The organism is Veillonella sp. S13053-19 (assembly GCF_002959835.1).
Taxonomy (GTDB): Bacteria; Bacillota; Negativicutes; order Veillonellales; family Veillonellaceae; genus Veillonella; species Veillonella rogosae.
In genome coordinates, this window is record NZ_PPDA01000012.1 from 74,938 (window position 1) to 92,379 (window position 17,442).

The 17,442-nt window shown below is 40.8% G+C and carries 20 protein-coding genes; all 20 read left to right on the forward strand.

Going from position 1 to position 17,442, the window contains the following annotated elements:
- Positions 1 to 7: 7 nt before the first annotated feature.
- The 20 genes from VEHSUH06_RS07770 (at position 8) to VEHSUH06_RS07865 (ending at position 17,364) form a co-directional block, all read left to right on the forward strand.
- Complete coding sequence (locus VEHSUH06_RS07770; protein WP_105098427.1) at positions 8 to 1,129, forward strand: acyltransferase; 1,122 nt, start codon at positions 8 to 10, stop codon at positions 1,127 to 1,129.
- Between the two features lie 181 nt (positions 1,130 to 1,310).
- On the forward strand, positions 1,311 to 2,168 hold the full coding sequence (locus tag VEHSUH06_RS07775; RefSeq protein ID WP_105081504.1) for an aminotransferase class IV: 858 nt from the start codon (positions 1,311 to 1,313) through the stop codon (positions 2,166 to 2,168).
- Positions 2,169 to 2,225: 57 nt separating this feature from the next.
- On the forward strand, positions 2,226 to 3,272 hold the full coding sequence (locus tag VEHSUH06_RS07780) for a methionine ABC transporter ATP-binding protein (protein WP_105098452.1): 1,047 nt from the start codon (positions 2,226 to 2,228) through the stop codon (positions 3,270 to 3,272).
- On the forward strand, positions 3,253 to 3,906 hold the full coding sequence (locus VEHSUH06_RS07785) for a methionine ABC transporter permease (RefSeq protein WP_054748701.1): 654 nt from the start codon (positions 3,253 to 3,255) through the stop codon (positions 3,904 to 3,906). Before VEHSUH06_RS07780 ends, VEHSUH06_RS07785 begins: the two co-directional genes overlap by 20 nt.
- 9 nt (positions 3,907 to 3,915) lie before the next feature.
- Positions 3,916 to 4,212 carry a YerC/YecD family TrpR-related protein gene (locus tag VEHSUH06_RS07790; RefSeq protein ID WP_004693609.1) on the forward strand — a complete coding sequence of 99 codons (297 nt, stop codon included), beginning with the start codon at positions 3,916 to 3,918 and terminating at the stop codon, positions 4,210 to 4,212.
- Positions 4,213 to 4,277: 65 nt separating this feature from the next.
- A complete protein-coding gene (locus VEHSUH06_RS07795; protein ID WP_105081505.1) occupies positions 4,278 to 5,072 on the forward strand; it encodes a TSUP family transporter in 795 nt (264 codons plus the stop codon).
- Positions 5,073 to 5,083: 11 nt separating this feature from the next.
- Positions 5,084 to 5,851: an SDR family NAD(P)-dependent oxidoreductase gene (locus VEHSUH06_RS07800; protein ID WP_009352137.1), complete on the forward strand. Its 768-nt coding sequence runs from the start codon at positions 5,084 to 5,086 to the stop codon at positions 5,849 to 5,851.
- 137 nt (positions 5,852 to 5,988) lie between these two features.
- Positions 5,989 to 6,840 (forward strand): hypothetical protein, encoded by an 852-nt coding sequence (locus tag VEHSUH06_RS07805; RefSeq protein ID WP_009352007.1) that lies wholly within the window; start codon positions 5,989 to 5,991, stop codon positions 6,838 to 6,840.
- Positions 6,841 to 6,859: 19 nt separating this feature from the next.
- Positions 6,860 to 7,204, forward strand: a complete 345-nt coding sequence (locus VEHSUH06_RS07810) for a YkvA family protein (protein ID WP_054748693.1) — start codon at positions 6,860 to 6,862, stop codon at positions 7,202 to 7,204.
- A gap of 116 nt (positions 7,205 to 7,320) precedes the next feature.
- On the forward strand, positions 7,321 to 7,740 hold the full coding sequence (locus tag VEHSUH06_RS07815) for a thioesterase family protein (protein WP_009352011.1): 420 nt from the start codon (positions 7,321 to 7,323) through the stop codon (positions 7,738 to 7,740).
- Positions 7,733 to 8,536 carry a glutamate racemase gene (murI, locus tag VEHSUH06_RS07820; RefSeq protein WP_105081507.1) on the forward strand — a complete coding sequence of 268 codons (804 nt, stop codon included), beginning with the start codon at positions 7,733 to 7,735 and terminating at the stop codon, positions 8,534 to 8,536. Before VEHSUH06_RS07815 ends, murI begins: the two co-directional genes overlap by 8 nt.
- A 12-nt stretch (positions 8,537 to 8,548) precedes the next feature.
- Entirely contained in the window at positions 8,549 to 9,088 is a 540-nt protein-coding gene (locus tag VEHSUH06_RS07825; RefSeq protein WP_105098428.1) for a hypothetical protein, read from the forward strand.
- A 12-nt stretch (positions 9,089 to 9,100) separates the two neighbouring features.
- Positions 9,101 to 9,751, forward strand: coding sequence for a coenzyme F420-0:L-glutamate ligase (locus VEHSUH06_RS07830; protein WP_009352036.1), 651 nt, complete (start codon positions 9,101 to 9,103; stop codon positions 9,749 to 9,751).
- A gap of 64 nt (positions 9,752 to 9,815) precedes the next feature.
- Positions 9,816 to 11,546, forward strand: a complete 1,731-nt coding sequence (locus VEHSUH06_RS07835) for a hydantoinase/oxoprolinase family protein (RefSeq protein ID WP_105098429.1) — start codon at positions 9,816 to 9,818, stop codon at positions 11,544 to 11,546.
- Positions 11,536 to 12,966: a histone deacetylase gene (locus tag VEHSUH06_RS07840; RefSeq protein WP_105098430.1), complete on the forward strand. Its 1,431-nt coding sequence runs from the start codon at positions 11,536 to 11,538 to the stop codon at positions 12,964 to 12,966. Before VEHSUH06_RS07835 ends, VEHSUH06_RS07840 begins: the two co-directional genes overlap by 11 nt.
- A 169-nt stretch (positions 12,967 to 13,135) precedes the next feature.
- Positions 13,136 to 13,891, forward strand: coding sequence for a ribonuclease PH (rph, locus tag VEHSUH06_RS07845; protein ID WP_105098431.1), 756 nt, complete (start codon positions 13,136 to 13,138; stop codon positions 13,889 to 13,891).
- A gap of 1 nt (position 13,892) precedes the next feature.
- Positions 13,893 to 14,468, forward strand: coding sequence for an XTP/dITP diphosphatase (locus tag VEHSUH06_RS07850; RefSeq protein WP_105098432.1), 576 nt, complete (start codon positions 13,893 to 13,895; stop codon positions 14,466 to 14,468).
- Between the two features lie 65 nt (positions 14,469 to 14,533).
- Positions 14,534 to 15,031 carry a metallophosphoesterase gene (locus VEHSUH06_RS07855; RefSeq protein WP_105081511.1) on the forward strand — a complete coding sequence of 166 codons (498 nt, stop codon included), beginning with the start codon at positions 14,534 to 14,536 and terminating at the stop codon, positions 15,029 to 15,031.
- Positions 15,032 to 15,107: 76 nt separating this feature from the next.
- On the forward strand, positions 15,108 to 15,890 hold the full coding sequence (speD, locus tag VEHSUH06_RS07860) for an adenosylmethionine decarboxylase (protein WP_105098433.1): 783 nt from the start codon (positions 15,108 to 15,110) through the stop codon (positions 15,888 to 15,890).
- 268 nt (positions 15,891 to 16,158) lie between these two features.
- A complete protein-coding gene (locus tag VEHSUH06_RS07865; RefSeq protein ID WP_105098434.1) occupies positions 16,159 to 17,364 on the forward strand; it encodes an NADP-dependent malic enzyme in 1,206 nt (401 codons plus the stop codon).
- The last annotated feature ends 78 nt before the right edge of the window (positions 17,365 to 17,442 follow it).

Sequence of the window (17,442 nt, forward strand, 5' to 3'; positions counted from 1 at the left end):
ATAGGGAATGGCTATGAAAAAAGCATTTTTACCGGAAATTACTTATATGCGTGGCCTTTGTATGCTCGGTGTTATCGGCATTCATGTTGGCTCTTACGCATTGCAAAACCCTTTTGTAAATTTGGAACTTATTAGCGTCTTAGAAATTCTATCGCGCTTTGGGGTGCCTGCGTTTTTCTTCCTCTCTGCATTTGGATTGTTCTATCATACCTCTGTAGAGGGACCATTCTCATATAAGGAATTTATGCACCGCCGCATTCAGGTGGTGCTATTTCCATATATTGCGTGGTCCATATTTTACTTGCTCTATACGGGGCTGACGGCGCATAACCTAGGCAATCTACATCCCGGGCCATTGGCGGTTAACTTACTCTTTGGTACATCTATGTATCATCTGTATTTTATGGTTATCTTGCTGTGGTTCTACGTGATGATGCCCCTGTGGCGTGCTATGGTGAAAGTCATCTTAAAACGACCTGTGTTCTGGATGGTCTTACTATTTGTCATACAAGTCGGCATCGACTATGTATCGTCGTATATGCTCGGCCGTTGGGTGGTGGAGAACCTCAGCAATCAGCTTGTACTGAAATATCTCTTTGATATGCGACTCAACTATTGGGTAATCCACTATGTGTGGATATTCCTCTTAGGTGCCGTATGTGCTGAACGATATGAAACAGTATGTGACTATATGTGGCGTTATCGGTATCTATTAGGTGCTAGTGCAGTAGGTTCGGTACTTTTGATGCTTGGGTCTTACTACTATGTTATGGACGTATGGCATTACACTGTACTAGAAGCTATTTATACAGTACATCAAATGAGTCCGATGGGCGTTCTGTACACGGGTCTGGGCACGATGTTTAGCTTGTTCTTATTCCAAACATTGCCTATGAATGTAACCCTGGAATCGATTTGGTCTGAGATAGGGGATAAGTCCTATGGCATCTATTTAGTTCATCCATTTTGGTTGTTGATCATCTCTGGCGTGATGGCTAAATATAATCTCCTCTATACAGTGGTCAATGTCCTTGCTATGTATGTTATGGCCCTAGGATTGTCGTACTTGACTACAGTAGCGTTGAATTATGTGCCTAAACCGTTGCGTAGGTTTATATTAGGAAACTAATTATATAATTAGAAATACATCCGCTAGGATATAGTTTTTAACTATGGTATCCTAGCGGATTTTTATATATCTAAATCATATCTTTCACAAAGTAAAGTGTGAAAATTTAAAAGTAATTGTGTTATAATAAGTCCATGATTACTACTTGATAGAGTAACGAAATAGAAAAAGAGGTGCTCCTATGCAAGAATTAACATATTTTAACGGTGAATTTGTTGAACCAGGTGCCAAAGTTATCAGCATTGATGACCGTGGCTATTTATTTGGTGACTCTGTATACGAAGTTGTGCGCGTCGTAAAAGGCCGTTGCTTCGCATTGTCTTACCACCAAGATCGTTTATATCGCTCTATGCGTGAAATGGATATTCCTGTAAAAATGACTCCTGATGATTTGACTGAGTTGCACGAGATTTTAATTGAGCAAAGTGAAATCAAAGAGGGGTATATTTATTTACAAATCTCTCGTGGTGTTGCACCGCGTCGTCATGCATACGATCGCTCTAAATTAGAACCACAAATGCTCATGTCTATCCGTACTTTAAATTTAGATGAAGTCAATAAATTAGGTGAAGGCGTAAAAGCTATTGCATTACCTGATGAGCGTTGGGACAAAGTAGATATTAAAACGACAAACTTGATTCCAAATATCCTGGCACAAACAAAAGCAGAAAAGAAATTTGCTTATACTGCCATGTTATTCCGCGATGGCATTTGTACAGAAGGCGCTACTTCTAATGTGTTTGCTGTAAAAGATGGTATCTTGTATACGCATCCAGCAGATAATCACATTTTGAAGGGCATTACTCGTCAAATGATTGTGACACGCGTTGCACCGTCTTTAGGTATTACTCTCATCGAAAAAGAATTCGACCGCGCCTTTGTTGATGATGCGGACGAACTATTCTTTACCGATACAATTGGTGGTGTCATCCCGATTATCAAGCTAGACAAAAATCCTGTATCTGGTGGTAAACCAGGTCATGTGACACTTCGTCTACGGGAAGCATTAGAAAAATTGATGGAAGAAGGTTTGCCTTAATAGGTAAGCTGATTTCATTAAATGGTAAAAACTTTTACCTTAAGAAAGGAACTTATTTTGATACAATTAAAACACATTAGTAAAGTCTATGAAGGCGCTAATCGTGTGGAAGCCTTGAAAGATATTAGCCTCGATGTTAAAGAAGGCGAAATCTTTGGTATTATCGGTCAATCTGGGGCTGGTAAATCTACATTGATTCGATGCATTAACATGCTCGAAGCACCTACATCTGGCTCTGTTATCGTAAATGGTACAGACTTAACTACACTTGGAGAAGCTGAATTGCGTAAAGCTCGCAAAAATATTGGTATGATTTTCCAACATTTCAATCTATTGTCCTCTCGCACAGTCTATGACAATGTGGCGTTCCCTTTAGAATTACAAGGAATGAGCAAGGCTGAAATTAAAGAGCGTATTGAGCCAATCCTTGAAATTGTAGGCCTTAGCGACCGTATGAACAATTATCCGTCTCAGTTGTCTGGTGGTCAAAAACAACGTGTTGGTATCGCTCGTGCCTTAGCCTCAAATCCAAAGGTTCTCCTTTGTGACGAAGCTACATCTGCTCTCGATCCACAAACAACAGATTCCATTTTAAAATTGTTAAAAGACATCAATGAAAAAATGGGTCTTACTATCGTCCTCATTACACATGAGATGCACGTTATTCGTGAAATCTGTGACCGTGTGGCAGTTATTGAAGGCGGCGTTATCCTTGAAGAAGGTAGCACTGTTGAGGTATTTACACATCCTCGTGAAAATACCACAAAAGAATTCATTAGCTCTGTTGTGAGTGACAACTTACCACCAGAAGCGTTAGAACATTTAGAATTGCATGACCAATGGATTGCAGGTACTGCTCCATTAGTACGCCTTAAATTCACAGGCCAATCTACAGATGAACCTGTAGTGGCAGGTCTCGTACGACGCTTTAACCTCGATGTAAGTATCCTCTTTGGTGGCATTGACTATATCCAAAATACATGCGTTGGTCGCCTTATCGTTATCTTGAATGGTGACCCAGAAAATGCGCAAGAGGGCTTAGACTACATCAAAACATTACCAATTGAAAGCGAGGTGATCGGTTATGTCAGAGCAAATCATTAATCTACTCATAACTGGTACCCTTGATACATTGCAAATGACCATCATCTCTACGGTAATGGCAATGTTACTTGGTATTCCTCTTGGTGTCGTTTTGGTGGTAACGTCTAAAGGTCACATCTTAGAAAATGTAGCTCTTAATAAAGTGTTGGGCGCCATCGTAAATGCGACGCGTTCAGTACCTTTCATTATTTTGATGGTTGCTATCATTCCCTTTACACGTATGGTAGTAGGTACATCTATCGGTACTACTGCAGCTTGTGTGCCTTTGACAATTGCAGCCATTCCATTCTTAGCTCGCCTTGTAGAAACATCTATTAAAGATATCAACTATGGTGTTATTGAGGCGGCTCAATCCATGGGTGCAAGCCCGCTCCAAATTATTTGGAAAGTATTATTACCAGAAGCATTGCCTACGATTATTGACAATGTAACGGTTCTTATCGTTAACCTTATCGGTTACTCTGCAATGGCTGGTGCTATTGGCGGCGGTGGTCTCGGTGACATTGCTATCCGATATGGTTATCAACGTTTCCAAGCAGACATTATGATTGCTACCATCATCATCTTGATTATTTTGGTACAAGTTGTACAAATGATTGGTGATGCTTGGTCTAAAGCGATGAATAAGAAGTAGGAGGATCCTATGAGCATCAATGAAAAATTGAGAAGTCAACAAAACGATGAGTTATTCACCGCTATTTTAACACTTGAAAATACAGAGGAATGCTACGCATTTTTCGAAGATATTTGTACGATTAATGAATTAAAAGCTTTATCTCAACGCTTGCAAGTAGCAAAAATGTTGCGCGCAGGGGATAGCTATGAAAAAATCGTAGAAGAAACAGGTGCGAGTACGGCAACGATTAGCCGTGTAAAGCGATGCCTAGTCTATGGTGCTGATGGCTATACATTAGCACTAGATCGTCTAGGTGCAAAATAATATAAACTAGCATGACAACGGTGGCCCTTTGGCGACCGTTGATGTGCTATCTGTAGGAGGTTTATATGGAGTGGCTCGTTGAGGTAACAGGTTTACCATTTGATATCCTTATACTTATTTTGCTCGCCGTAGCAGGGGCTTTCGCAGGATTTGTTGACTCCATTGTGGGCGGCGGTGGACTCATTTCTGTACCAGCTATGTTATTAACAAATCTTCCGCCTAGTATGGCCTTGGGCAGTAATAAATTATCCAGTATTTTTGGCGCTGGTAGTGCATCGATTACGTTCTTGAGAAATCACATGGTTGATTTTTCTTTAGTTCGTAAACTATTGCCCTTTACCTTTATTGGCTCTATGATTGGTACATTAGCGGTTGTATCGTTACCGCCATTATATGTAAAGCCCATTATTATCATCTTGCTCGTTTGTGTAACCCTTTTTGTGGTTTTCAAAAAGGATTGGGGAGAGGTGAACCGCACTTCTGCAGTAGTGGGTAAAGCTCTATATATTTGTATGGCCTTTGCTCTTGGTATTGGTGCCTATGATGGTTTCATTGGACCTGGTACAGGAACATTTTTGATAATGGGCTTTATCTTTACAGGTTTTGATTTTTTACATGCATCAGCTAATGCGAAAGTATTAAACTTTACTAGTAATGTAGCGTCTTTATTGGTATTCTTATATTTAGGGCATGTCAATATTAAATATGGTCTTGCCACAGGGGCGGGACAAATCATAGGTGCATATTTAGGCTCTCATTTAGCTATTGCAAAGGGCTCGTCTTTAGTGCGTGTAGTATTCTTGTCGGTAACGACGGTAATGTTGTTGAAATTAGTGTATGACTATGTTTCAACGTTATAGGAGGACAAAGTATGCCTCATAAAAGTGATGTACAAGTGGCATTGATCAGTGGTGGTACATCGGGTATTGGCTTTGCTACGGCCAAGCTTTTACTGAAAGAAGGTTGGTGCGTAGTCATCAATGGCCGAAACGAAAAATCTGGTCAAAAAGCTAAGACTAAGTTGCGCCGCTATTCTTCAAAGGTACAGTACATTCAAGGTGATGTATCTAAACTTGAAGATTGTCAGCGCATTGTAAAAGAAACAGTTGATGTATTTGGCGGTGTATCTGCTCTCGTAACAGCGGCTGGCTACTATGAGGAAGAGTTGTTAGCGGATGTAACAGAGGCCGCTTTTGATGAAATGTTTGGTACTAATGTAAAAGGTACAGTTTTCTTGTGCCAAGCGGCGCTTCCTTATTTGCGCTCTGCAAAAGGTAGCATCGTAACGGTAGCTAGTGATGCCGGTTTACAAGGTAATGTCGCCTGTTCCGTATACGGTGCATCTAAAGGTGCGGTAGTGAGCTTTACAAAATCTTTATCCCTTGAGATGGCACCGCATGGTGTTCGCGTTAACTGCGTATGTCCTGGTGATGTAGATACATCCTTAGTAGATAAACAGATTGCTAATACTCATCAAGATAAGGCTACTGCGAAGGCTGAAATGGGGCAACACTATCCATTAGGCCGTATTGGCAAGCCGCATGAAATCGGAGAGGTAATTGTATTTTTATTGAGCAATAAAGCGTCCTTTGTAACGGGTGCAGCTTGGACTATCGATGGTGGTCTCACTAGTTGGTAAGATAGAAAATATTGGAAGTTATTTTATTTTTTAAATCTATAGATAATTAGAAAAATTCATTTCACTTCTAGCAATAGAATGGTATAATAATACTAATAATATGACCTATAGTTGGTTCACAACAAAGGAGAATACTTATGGCAGAATATAATGGCGTAACACTTGAGCCACTTATGGATGGTTCTCAAGATCGTGACTATCAAGTTGAACAATTTATTTTCTGGGGTGCAGGTCGTGCAGCAGCATTGGCTTTATCCCCTAAATTCAGCAGTGTTGCTTTGTGCGCCAATGCTACGTACATGGTAACTCGTATTGCTCATCTTTATGATGTGGAATTACAATCTGGTGCTGCAGTAGGTTTAGTTGGCGGTCTTAGCACAGCTGTAGGTACAGCGGCTATTTCCCTTCTTATTCCTTTGAAAGCAGTTCGCGTTCCTGTAGCGATTGGCTTAACATATGCTATTGGTAAAATTGCTCATATTTGGATTCAAGATGGTATGCCTTCTGATATCGAACGCTACAAACCAATGGTTGCTGAATTCCTTGAAAGCGGTAAAGCTATTGCATCTGAAATCGTTCGTGATGCAGGCGCTAGCATTCCTTTCACACAAGGTCAACGCGATGTATGGGCAGGTATTGCTAACGAAACAGGTCTTGCTAAAGAAACTTTGAAACAAGTTTACGAAGAAAAAGTAACACCTGCTATCGATAAATGGAATAACGAAACAAAATATCAACTTCATGATAATGCAGCAGAAGTGGTAGCTAAAGTATCTGATGCAGCTAAAGAGAAAATTGATGTTGCAAAAGAAAATATTGACATAGCAAAAGAATTGGCTAAAGGTGGCGTAGAAGTAGCTAAAGCTTCTGCGCAAGTAGCAGTAGACACAGTAAAAACTAAAGCTTCCGATGCTGTAGAAACAGCAAAAGATGCGGCTGCAAACACTGTTAGCACAGCGAAAGATAAAATTGGTAGTTTGCGCAAATAAGCGCTGAAGGATTATTACGATGAATCCCTTAAAAATTATTAAATACGGTAAGTATTTTAACGAATCAAGATTTGTAGGCTTTCTTGGCCGATATGGTAAGAAACTTGCCTTTGTACAACAAGCGGTAACCTTATTCCTCTGTTTACGAGATAAAGATACTCCAAAATATGTAAAAGCAGTCATTGCAGGTGCCTTAGGGTATCTCGTATTGCCTGTTGATGTTGTACCGGATACGATTGCCGTATTAGGTTGGTTAGATGATGTGGCGGTACTCGGAATAGCCTTTAAGATTGCGAATCGTTACATTAAAACGAGTCATCAAGAAGAGGCAAAAAAATTCTTCCCATTTGGTAGTAGTCGCTAACTTTTACCATTTAAGGCAGTTTGATCCACAGTGATTGAACTGCCTTTAATTATTTGACACCCTAAAGTAATAGATATACAATGAAAATTGTATACTATTTAAAAAGGACTAGATTTATGCATATTGCTTCAGTAAATGTACGATTTTACGAAACTGATATGATGGGGATTGCGCACCATAGTAATCACTTTAGATGGTTTGAAATGGCACGTATTGAATTCCTTCGTCAAATCGGTGTAACCTTGTGGGATATGATGAATGAGGATATTGTATTTCCTATTATGAACGTATCTTGCAATTATAAAGAACCAGCGAATTTTGATGATGAACTTCACATTGAAACGTACTTGGTTAAAATGACGCGTGCTCAAATGGTTTTCCGTTATCGTATGAAACGTGCTAGTGATGGTGCGCTTCTGGCGACGGGAGAAACTAAGAACGCTTTTATGTCGAAATCAACAGGAAAGATTGTGCGATTAGACGATACTTTTTATCAGCCTATGTTAGCAGCTGTTGAGGAGATGCCTAATGAATAATGTACAACAATTGCCTATCGGTGTATTTGACTCTGGTGTAGGCGGACTATCAGTATTAAAGGTATTACAAGAACAATTTCCAAATGAAGATTTTATCTATATCGGTGATAATGCCAACAATCCTGTAGGCAATCGCAGTGATGATGAAATTACGTTTTTAGCATGCCGTATTGCAGAGGCGCTTGAGAAGCAGCCTGTTAAATTGATGGTTATTGCTTGTAATACTTTCACCGTTGTTGCCCTTGATGAGGTACGTGAACGCGTATCCGTTCCAGTTATTGGGGTTTCTCAAGGCGTTAAAACCGCTATTAGTGAAAGTAAAAGTAATACTATTGGTATTATGGCTACTGTGGCTACTGTAAACAGCCATATTCATAAGCATGTCGCGTTAGAAGTTGATCCTGAAGTGCTGGTGTGGGAACAACCTTGTCCTGAACTGGCAGGTCTCATTGAGCAAGGTCATTTAGATGACTTTTTCGTTCGTGATGTGTGTGAAGAGTATGTAGAGCCTTTGCTATCTCGTGAAATTGACGTAGTTGTTTTGGGCTGTACTCATTTCCCATTTGTTAAACCTTTATTAGAGGAATTAACTGCTGGTCGGATCCAGTTTGTAGATCCTGCTTATGAAACGAGCAATCTTGTTTGTCGTATTTTAGAGCATAAGAACCTCTATAACCCTCAAGAAAACCTTGGTACGGTGAAACTGTATTTCACAAAAGATATTGAGCTTGGCGACACATTAAGTGCGTCCTTCCTCGATACAAATCGTCGTACCATTGAACATATTACACTATAAAGGAGATGCCCTATGTGGTTTTATAACATCCTAACTGTAGTAGTATCCATCATTGTGGCTATTGCAGTACTGTATTTATTATTCCGTTTGTTCGTATTGAAACAAGGTGATGAAAAGGTTATTTTGTTGCCAAAACGAGCAACTAATTTCCAAGTATCCGATCGAAACTTTGAATCTATTACATTGTTCTGTGATGTTCCTTTCGTAAATAAAGGTCGTCAAAATGGTACGATTATGGACTTATTCCCACGTCCATTATTGCCTGAGGAACAATTTGATTCTGTGAAAGTAGATGCATGGGCTATGGATATTAACCGCCCACGTCACGATGGCTATTTTGAAGCTGTTATCATTAAACCACGTAAAGGTGGCACTATCCGTGTATATGTTACGTTAACAGGTAAAAGTGGCAATATTCGAGAAGATATTAAGGGCTTCCCTTATATGAATATCGACATTTACTACCAAGTGGTTGGTCGTGAAGATTACCACATTGATAAACAACGTATTCGTTTGACCCCAGAAGAAGTAGAGGCCGCATTAGGCCAATAAGGAGGCATTTCAATGGCAGAATTAGAGTTAGTATGTGTACCAACACGTATTCTTACAGATAATGATGACATCGTAGATGCTATCGTTGAATATGGTGGTCATAATATTGGACCAGAAGATATCGTATGTGTAGCTGAATCTGTAGTGGCTATTACACAAGGTAATTTCACTCGTCCAGAAGAACTAGACGTATGCTGGCAAGCTCGTTTAATTAATCGTTTTATCCATCCAGATGGCTCCATGGCGTCCATTTACGGTATGCAAGCGGCTATGGATGTAGATGGTAAATGGAAGGTGTTAGGCGCATTTATTTTAGGTGCTATTGCTAAGATTTTCCGTAAACCAGGCGTGTTCTATGCTATTGCTCGTGCAGCATCTTTGGCTGATGATGTAACAGGCACTATGCCTCCATTCGATAAACATATCGTACATGGCCCTAAAAACCCTGATAAAGTAGCTGAGAAAATCGTATCTCGCACAGGTTGCTATGGCGCTGTAGTAGCTGACGTTAATGACTTAAAACGCTCCGCTATCTTAGGTACAAGCCGTGGCATTGATGCTAAGAAAATTGCACAATTATTGATCGATAATCCATTTGGTAATGATAGCCAAATGACTCCAATTGTTATCATCAAAAATTACGCATCTGTATCTGGTAAATAACAGAAGGCTGTACTCATCACATAGAGATGGGTACAGCCTTTTTATATTGTAATTAGGAGGTTGTATGTTATTAGGTTTAGACGTAGGTGGTACTTTTACCGATGCCGTAATTATTGACGGTCATCGCGTAGTATCAACTGCTAAAAGACGGACTACAAAGGATAATCTGATGCAGGGGATAGGTGAGGCCTTAGATGCAGTTCTAGATAGTTGTGATATATCGAAGATTGAACAAGTAACCTTATCTACTACTGTTGTGACAAATACCATTGTAGAAGTAAAGGAGCAGGTTGTAGATCTGTATGTAGTAACAGGGCCGGGTCGTAATGTAGACGACATATTTCCTGTGAGCCCTATATATCTTCAAGGCTACACAGACCACAGAGGTATCGTTGTAGAGCGTACCTCTACCGATGGCGTACGTGGTATAGCTCGTATGGTACAAGAACGAAGTGGTACAGATTTGGCGGCTGTATCTGCAAAATTTGGTGTCCGCAATCCTCAAGAGGAATTATCTATAACAGAAACATTACAAGAAACGTATAGTACCCTATCTAATGGTAGTTTATTAAGCGGATCCTTGAACTTTCCTCGTCGTACTATTAGTGCTTACTTTAATAGCGCTGTAACGCCCGTATTTACAGTATTTAAGAAAAACGTGGAAGATGCACTGAGTGCACGAAATATTAAGGCTCCACTTCATATATTAAAGGCCGATGGGGGCTCTCTTCCTATGGAGCACATGGTAAGTCGACCTGTAGAAACTGCTTTTACGGGGCCGGCTGCCACTGTGCTTGGTTTATCTGCTCTCGGTACTATAGGTAATACGCATACAGTGGCCCTAGATATTGGGGGAACTACAACAGATATTTCCCTTTGGAAACAGGGGAAACCATTGATGACGAAGAATGGCGTATCCATTCGTGAATATCCAAGCGCAGTGCGATCCTTTGCAGTTACCTCCGTCGGTATCGGCGGTGAGTCGGTAGTTCGCATAGTAGATGGTGAAATCGCGGTAGGGCCTGAACGTGTAGGTCCATCATCGGCTTTAGGTGGCCCTGAACCTACCTTAGGAGATGCTCTCATCGTATTAGGACATGCAAGTTATGGAGATGCTGAACTTGCTACACAATCCTTACAACAGTTAGCCCATCTGTTACAGGCTAATTGGAAACACGGTGAATGTGAAGATGCATTGGGGAACCATAATTCTGAAAAGCAATGGATTCATAATGTGTCAGCTCTAGATGTAGCACAGCTTATTATTGAAAAGGCATTAGAAACAATTCAACATGGCATCGATGAGGTGGTACAGGCAGAAAATAAACGACCTATCTATGTAGTTGCGGATATTGTAAATCCCGATGTTTTTGTGCCTGCTCAAATCGTCGTAGTGGGCGGTACAGCGCCTAGCTTGGGGCCAAGTATAGGCGAGTATTTGAATTTACCTGTTACCATTCCAGAAAATGCAGCTGTAGCAAATGCTATTGGTGCAGCATTAGCATTATCTACTATTGAACTTACCGTTCACGTCGATACAAAACGTCGTTTGCTTGTCATTCCTGAGTTAGGTGTTAAGCAGCAAACCTGTACCTTAAAGCGAGCTGAACAAGTAGTAGAGCGTGCAAAAGAGGCTCTCGGTGAAGAGGCATTGCGCATGGGTCTAGATAAAACGCAAGAGGTTGAGGTTATTAGCATTGAAGATTTCCCTGTTGTAGAGGGTTGGCAGTCTATGGAACGATTAATCACTGTAAAAGTACAATTAGCAGCGGGGGTGAAACACTATGTGGAATAAGGGACTATCCTATCGTGAGCGCCATGGACTCAGAAATGTTGGTATAAATAAGATTACCAATACAAAGACAGGCGACACGTTAAATCCGGACAAAATTGTATCAAATCATAGTTTAGGTCTAGTCTTTTTCCCTGCCTTTGACTGGAAGATTTCAGAAACGCATCCTGAGCGACAAGAACGATTACTCTATACGCGAGATCAAATTGTAGAGGAAGGTCTATTAGACATCCCAATTATTAGAGAATATAATCCTATCGTAGCCGATTGGGATACGATAGAGCGTGTTCATGTAGGTGCTCCTGACTTAGAGTCTTGGGTAACGGAAGCACATCGTGTATCTGCAGGAGGCGCTATTGCGGCTGCTGATGCTGTTATGCGCGGAGAGGTAGACCGTGCCTTTGCCCTAGTTAGACCTCCAGGACATCATGCGATGGCTATGGTACATGGTATTCGTGGTTTCTGTACCATAAATATTGAAGCTGTTATGATTCAACATATGCGCCAAACCTATGGTATAAAACGTGTTGCTGTGGTGGATACAGATGTACATCATGGCGATGGTTCTCAAGATGTGTTCTACCACGATCCCGATACTCTATATATTAGTTTCCATCAAGATGGTCGCACGCTATATCCAGGCACTGGCTTTATGGATGAGTTTGGTGGACCTCAAGCTATCGGAGGCAATATAGATATTCCATTGCCACCTGGCACTGGTGACGAAGGGTTGATGAAGGTTATGCGCGAATTAGTATTACCTATATTAGAGGAATTTAAGCCGGATATCGTCATCAATTCAGCGGGACAAGATAATCACTTTAGCGATCCTTTGGCGAATATGCAGGTTACCGCAAAAGGCTATGCCGAGCTTGTAGATTTATTGCAAGCTGATATAGCTGTCTTAGAAGGTGGTTACTCAGTACAGGAAGCGTTACCTTATGTAAATACAGGTATTATTTTATCTATGGCAGGCCTTGATTACAGCCAGGTCGTAGAACCTGCCTTTGATCCTGTTAAATATAAGCAAAGTCAAAATGTAACTACCTATATAGATGACCTCATTGCTAAATGGAAGGTGCAATGGGCTAATCGCCATAAGATGGCCGAAGATGAGCGCCTAGGTGCGGGAGATGTTTGGTCTAATAACTATAATGTGTATTATGATGAAACAGGCGTACAAGAGGAGCGCCTTGAAAAGGTGCGCATGTACGAAGATAAGGTAGGCTGGCATAGCGTGCTTTCACGGGGCCAATATGGACCTTATGGGCCACAAAGTGTATATGCTATGTTCATCCCTTGGCAAGGGGACGACGAAACACGGCAAGATGCGATTGTAGAGGCTAAAAGAGCTAAAGCAGAGGGCGGGGCAAGTCGTTATGTTGTGGTAGATCCTCTTGGTGAAGGACAATATGAACTATAGTGCTAGTATTAGTTGTGTTAACATATGAGCGATGTTACGGCACTATGGTATTACATTACAATATGCTTTATAGTGCTAAAAAATAGAAAAATTATGATATAATAGAAGAAATAACGCCCCTTTATGTAAGGGGCGTTCTAATGTTTAGTTTTAGAATGGTGAGGTTCCTATGCGCAGCGATAATAGAACAGCAGGTCAATTGCGACCTATTAAAATAACACGGAATTTTACAGAGTATGCAGAAGGTTCTGTACTCATTGAGTGCGGCAAGACAAAGGTTATCTGTACTGCCACAGTTGAGGATTCTGTGCCGCGCTGGCTAAAAGGTTCCGGCCGAGGCTGGGTAACAGCCGAATACTCCTTGTTGCCACGTTCTACGCAAACTCGCGTAAGCCGTGAAGCTGCAAAGGGTAAACAAACGGGTCGTACCGTAGAAATTCAACGCCTTATCGGTCGTGCATTGCGCGCTGTTGTAGACCTTGAAGCATTAGGTGAACGTTCTATTACGATCGACTGCGATGTAATTCAAGCCGATGGCGGCACGCGTACAGCATCTATTACAGGTGCCTTTGTAGCCCTCGTTGATGCGGTGGACTTCACCTTTGGTGGCGCAGGTAAATTCCCGATTACTGACTTCTGTGCAGCTATTTCCGTAGGTATTGGTCCAGAAGGGCCTATTACGGATCTTTGCTACGAAGAGGATAGTGCAGCTATCGTTGATATGAACGTGGTGCGTACAGGCTCTGGTGATATGGTTGAGGTACAAGGTACAGGTGAACATGGTACCTTTAACCGTGATGAGCTCAATGCATTACTTGATTTAGCAGAGGCTGCTACAGATGAGCTCATGGCAAAACAACGGGAAGCACTTGGCTCAACAGCAGATAAAGTAGGTAAGGTATATCCTACAGCTCCGGAGGTGTAAGGTGGAACAAATCGTATTAGCTACAGGCAATAAAGGGAAAATTCGTGAATTTTCCGAGGCTTTCTCTCATTTATCTATCGATTGTATACCTGTAAAAGAGGTTGTTACCATTGAGGAACCTGAGGAAACAGGTACAACCTTTATGGAGAATGCGCTTTTAAAGGCTCGCTACTACGCAAAAGCTACAAATCGTCCATGCCTTGCGGACGATTCTGGCATTACTGTAGATGCTCTTGATGGTGCTCCAGGTGTCTATTCTGCTCGTTATGCAGGTCATCATGGTGATGATAATGCTAACAACGAAAAACTAATTCAAGAGTTACAAGGAAAAGCTGACCGTACAGCTCATTATGTATGTGCCTTAGCACTCGTATATCCTGATGGTCGTGAAGTAACCGCTGAAGGTTATTGTGATGGACTCGTTCAAGACGAGCCAAAAGGTGATAATGGCTTTGGCTATGATCCGTATTTCCATGTGCCTCAGTTCGAGAAAGCAATGGCGGAGCTTACCATCGAAGAGAAGGAAACCATAAGTCACCGTGGTCGCGCATTACGTGAATTAATTAGTAAACTTTGATATTTTTGAACTATATGATATAGTTCATATAATATGTAATATAATAGTATTAGAGAATTTATAAAATGAAACGAATTGGTATTTTAAGTGATACCCATGGGTATCTAGAGGATATTGACCTCGTCTTGGAGGCTACGGCTGATCAAGATATTGACATGTGGCTTCACGCTGGTGATTTGGGTGATGATGCGCGCTATATGCAGGAGCATACGAATGTGCCTGTTTATGCAGTGCGCGGCAATAATGACCGAGTACAACCACTTGAGCCGCGAGAACAGTTGATTCCTCTAGAGGATACCTATATTTACATGTGTCATGGAGATAAGGTATCATATTATAATCGAATACAAGAACTGACTCATTTAGGCACCTCAATGGGGGCGCGTCTCATCGTGGCTGGCCACAGCCATCATCATGGTGAGGTTCGTTCTGGTGATGCGGTGTTCGTCAATCCTGGCAGTATTTCCTTGCCTCGAGACCGTTCTGGTGGTACCTTTGCCATCGTTACCTACGATAATGGGCAGTTTGATGTAGAGTTTGTGTATAAACAAGATCTTGTTTAGTTATATGGTGAAAGCTTCGTTTTGAATCTTTCAAAAGAAATAGTAAGTCTATGCATGGAAAGGGTTATGACATATCATGGATACACCAGTTAAAGCAAAGCCTAAAATGAAATTATATGGTTTTAATAATCTCACAAAGACGTTGAGTTTTAATATTTATGATATTTGTTATACTCGTACGGAAGAAGAGAAAAAACAATACATTCAGTACATTGATGAAGTATACAATGCAGATCGTTTAACAGCTATTTTGACGGAAGTAAGCCGTATTATCGGGGCTAACATCCTTAACGTAGCGAAACAAGACTACGACCCTCAAGGTGCGTCTGTTACGATTTTGATTTCTGAAGAGGAAATTGAAAAGGAAGATGTAGTCATGCATCTTGATAAATCTCACCTTACTGTACATACTTACCCTGAAAGCCATCCGCACAAAGGGATTAGTACATTCCGTGCCGACATTGAAGTGTCTACATGCGGTCAGATTTCTCCCCTTAAAGCACTTAACTATTTGATTCAAAGCTTTGATTCCGATATCCTTACATTGGACTACCATGTACGCGGCTTTACTCGTGATGTATCTGGTAAGAAAATCTATATCGATCATCGCATCAACTCCATTCAAAACTACATTAACTCGAAAACTCGTAACATGTACAACATGATCGATGTAAACGTATACCAAGAAAATATTTTCCACACAAAAATGATGTTAAAAGAGTTTGATTTGGATAACTATCTCTTTGGTATTACTGAAGCTGAATTGAGCGAACGTGAAATTAAGCAAATTAAACAGCAATTAAAACAAGAAATGATGGAAATATTCTATGGTCGTAATTTGCCATCTGTAAAAGCGTAAATAAAATACGTATGTTGTGTATATGTTGGAACATATCGCATAATACGAATATAACTATAAAGTAGATAAGCCTTGTCTAGCTTATCTACTTTTTCTTTGTTTATCACGGTTTTTAATAACAGAAATTAATACTATTTAAATCTAAAAAAATCGATAATTATATCGAAAAAACTTGTGTTGTTATTTATGATTTTGTATAATACAATTAGTTTATGGTATTAATTACCGACTCTAAAGAGTCCGATTGTTTCCACAAAGGAGAATTATTATGGACGTACGTGAATTAGCAGTACAGAAAAAACGTGAATTGAAAGGTTTCCTCAATGTAGGGACTAAATATGAATTGAAAGACGCACATGACTTGTCTGTAGCGTATACCCCAGGTGTAGCAGAGCCATGCTTGCGTATTAAAGATAATGAAGCTGAATCCTTCGAATTAACATGCCGTTCCAACATGGTTGCCGTAGTTTCCGACGGTACTCGTGTACTTGGCCTTGGCGATATCGGCGCTGCAGCAGCATTGCCTGTAATGGAAGGTAAATCCTTATTGTTCAAAAAATTCGGCGATGTAGACTGCATTCCATTGGTTGTAGATACTAAAGATGCTGATACTTTGATCAACACTGTAAAATTGTTGCAAAAAAACTTTGCTGGTATTAATTTGGAAGACATTTCTTCTCCTAAATGCTACGATATCGAAAATCGTTTGAAAGAAGAATTGGAAATCCCTGTATTCCATGATGACCAACACGGTACTGCAATCGCATGTTTAGCTGGTGTAAAAGGCGCTCTTCGTTTAGTTAAAAAAGATTTAGCGACTGCTAAAATCATCGTAAACGGTGCTGGTGCAGCTGGTGCAAACATTGCTCGCTTGTTATACCTTGCAGGCGCTCGTGATATTACATTGTTAGTATCCTCTGGCGTATTGCACAAAGATTATAAACGCCTTGACTCCTTGCAATCTGAATTAATCGACTTGCTTAAACTTGAAGAAAAACATGGTGACTTGGCTGAAAATGCTAAAGGCGCTGACATTCTTCTTGGTGTATCTGCAGCAGGTGCTTTCACTAAAGAAATCTTGGAAAACTTGGCTGACGATGCAATCGTATTCGCAATGGCTAACCCTAACCCAGAAGCTACATATGCAGATATGAAAGCTGCTGGTATCCGCGTTGCTGGTACAGGTCGTTCTGACGCTCCTAACCAAATCAACAACGTAGCAGTATTCCCTGGCGTATTCCGCGGTGCTATCGACGTACGTGCGGCTCAAATCACTGATGAAATGAAATTAGCTGCAGCTGATGCATTGGCTAACTTGATTCCTGATAGCGAATTGAACGAAGAAAACGTAATGCCATCCGTATTCGATCCTCGCGTAGCTCCAGCTGTTGCTAAAGCAGTTGCTGAAGTTGCTGTAAAACAAGGTATCGCTAAAAACCCTGGCGTAGTAGAAGACGGTAGCTATGAAGGTTAATCTATTTGCTGTAAAAGCATTGGCATAACCATAAAATAACTATAGAACAATATGACATGCACCTCGAAAGGGGTGCAT

Coding starts and splice junctions, on each gene's coding strand:
- VEHSUH06_RS07830 (WP_009352036.1), top strand. CDS start 9,101: ATGGCAGAATTAGAGTTAGTATGTGTACCAACACGTATTCTTACAGAT.
- VEHSUH06_RS07840 (WP_105098430.1), top strand. CDS start 11,536: ATGTGGAATAAGGGACTATCCTATCGTGAGCGCCATGGACTCAGAAAT.
- murI (WP_105081507.1), top strand. CDS start 7,733: ATGAATAATGTACAACAATTGCCTATCGGTGTATTTGACTCTGGTGTA.
- VEHSUH06_RS07810 (WP_054748693.1), top strand. CDS start 6,860: ATGAATCCCTTAAAAATTATTAAATACGGTAAGTATTTTAACGAATCA.
- VEHSUH06_RS07770 (WP_105098427.1), top strand. CDS start 8: ATGGCTATGAAAAAAGCATTTTTACCGGAAATTACTTATATGCGTGGC.
- rph (WP_105098431.1), top strand. CDS start 13,136: ATGCGCAGCGATAATAGAACAGCAGGTCAATTGCGACCTATTAAAATA.
- VEHSUH06_RS07795 (WP_105081505.1), top strand. CDS start 4,278: ATGGAGTGGCTCGTTGAGGTAACAGGTTTACCATTTGATATCCTTATA.
- VEHSUH06_RS07790 (WP_004693609.1), top strand. CDS start 3,916: ATGAGCATCAATGAAAAATTGAGAAGTCAACAAAACGATGAGTTATTC.
- VEHSUH06_RS07805 (WP_009352007.1), top strand. CDS start 5,989: ATGGCAGAATATAATGGCGTAACACTTGAGCCACTTATGGATGGTTCT.
- VEHSUH06_RS07865 (WP_105098434.1), top strand. CDS start 16,159: ATGGACGTACGTGAATTAGCAGTACAGAAAAAACGTGAATTGAAAGGT.
- speD (WP_105098433.1), top strand. CDS start 15,108: ATGGATACACCAGTTAAAGCAAAGCCTAAAATGAAATTATATGGTTTT.
- VEHSUH06_RS07775 (WP_105081504.1), top strand. CDS start 1,311: ATGCAAGAATTAACATATTTTAACGGTGAATTTGTTGAACCAGGTGCC.
- VEHSUH06_RS07785 (WP_054748701.1), top strand. CDS start 3,253: ATGTCAGAGCAAATCATTAATCTACTCATAACTGGTACCCTTGATACA.
- VEHSUH06_RS07815 (WP_009352011.1), top strand. CDS start 7,321: ATGCATATTGCTTCAGTAAATGTACGATTTTACGAAACTGATATGATG.
- VEHSUH06_RS07825 (WP_105098428.1), top strand. CDS start 8,549: ATGTGGTTTTATAACATCCTAACTGTAGTAGTATCCATCATTGTGGCT.
- VEHSUH06_RS07800 (WP_009352137.1), top strand. CDS start 5,084: ATGCCTCATAAAAGTGATGTACAAGTGGCATTGATCAGTGGTGGTACA.
- VEHSUH06_RS07835 (WP_105098429.1), top strand. CDS start 9,816: ATGTTATTAGGTTTAGACGTAGGTGGTACTTTTACCGATGCCGTAATT.
- VEHSUH06_RS07855 (WP_105081511.1), top strand. CDS start 14,534: ATGAAACGAATTGGTATTTTAAGTGATACCCATGGGTATCTAGAGGAT.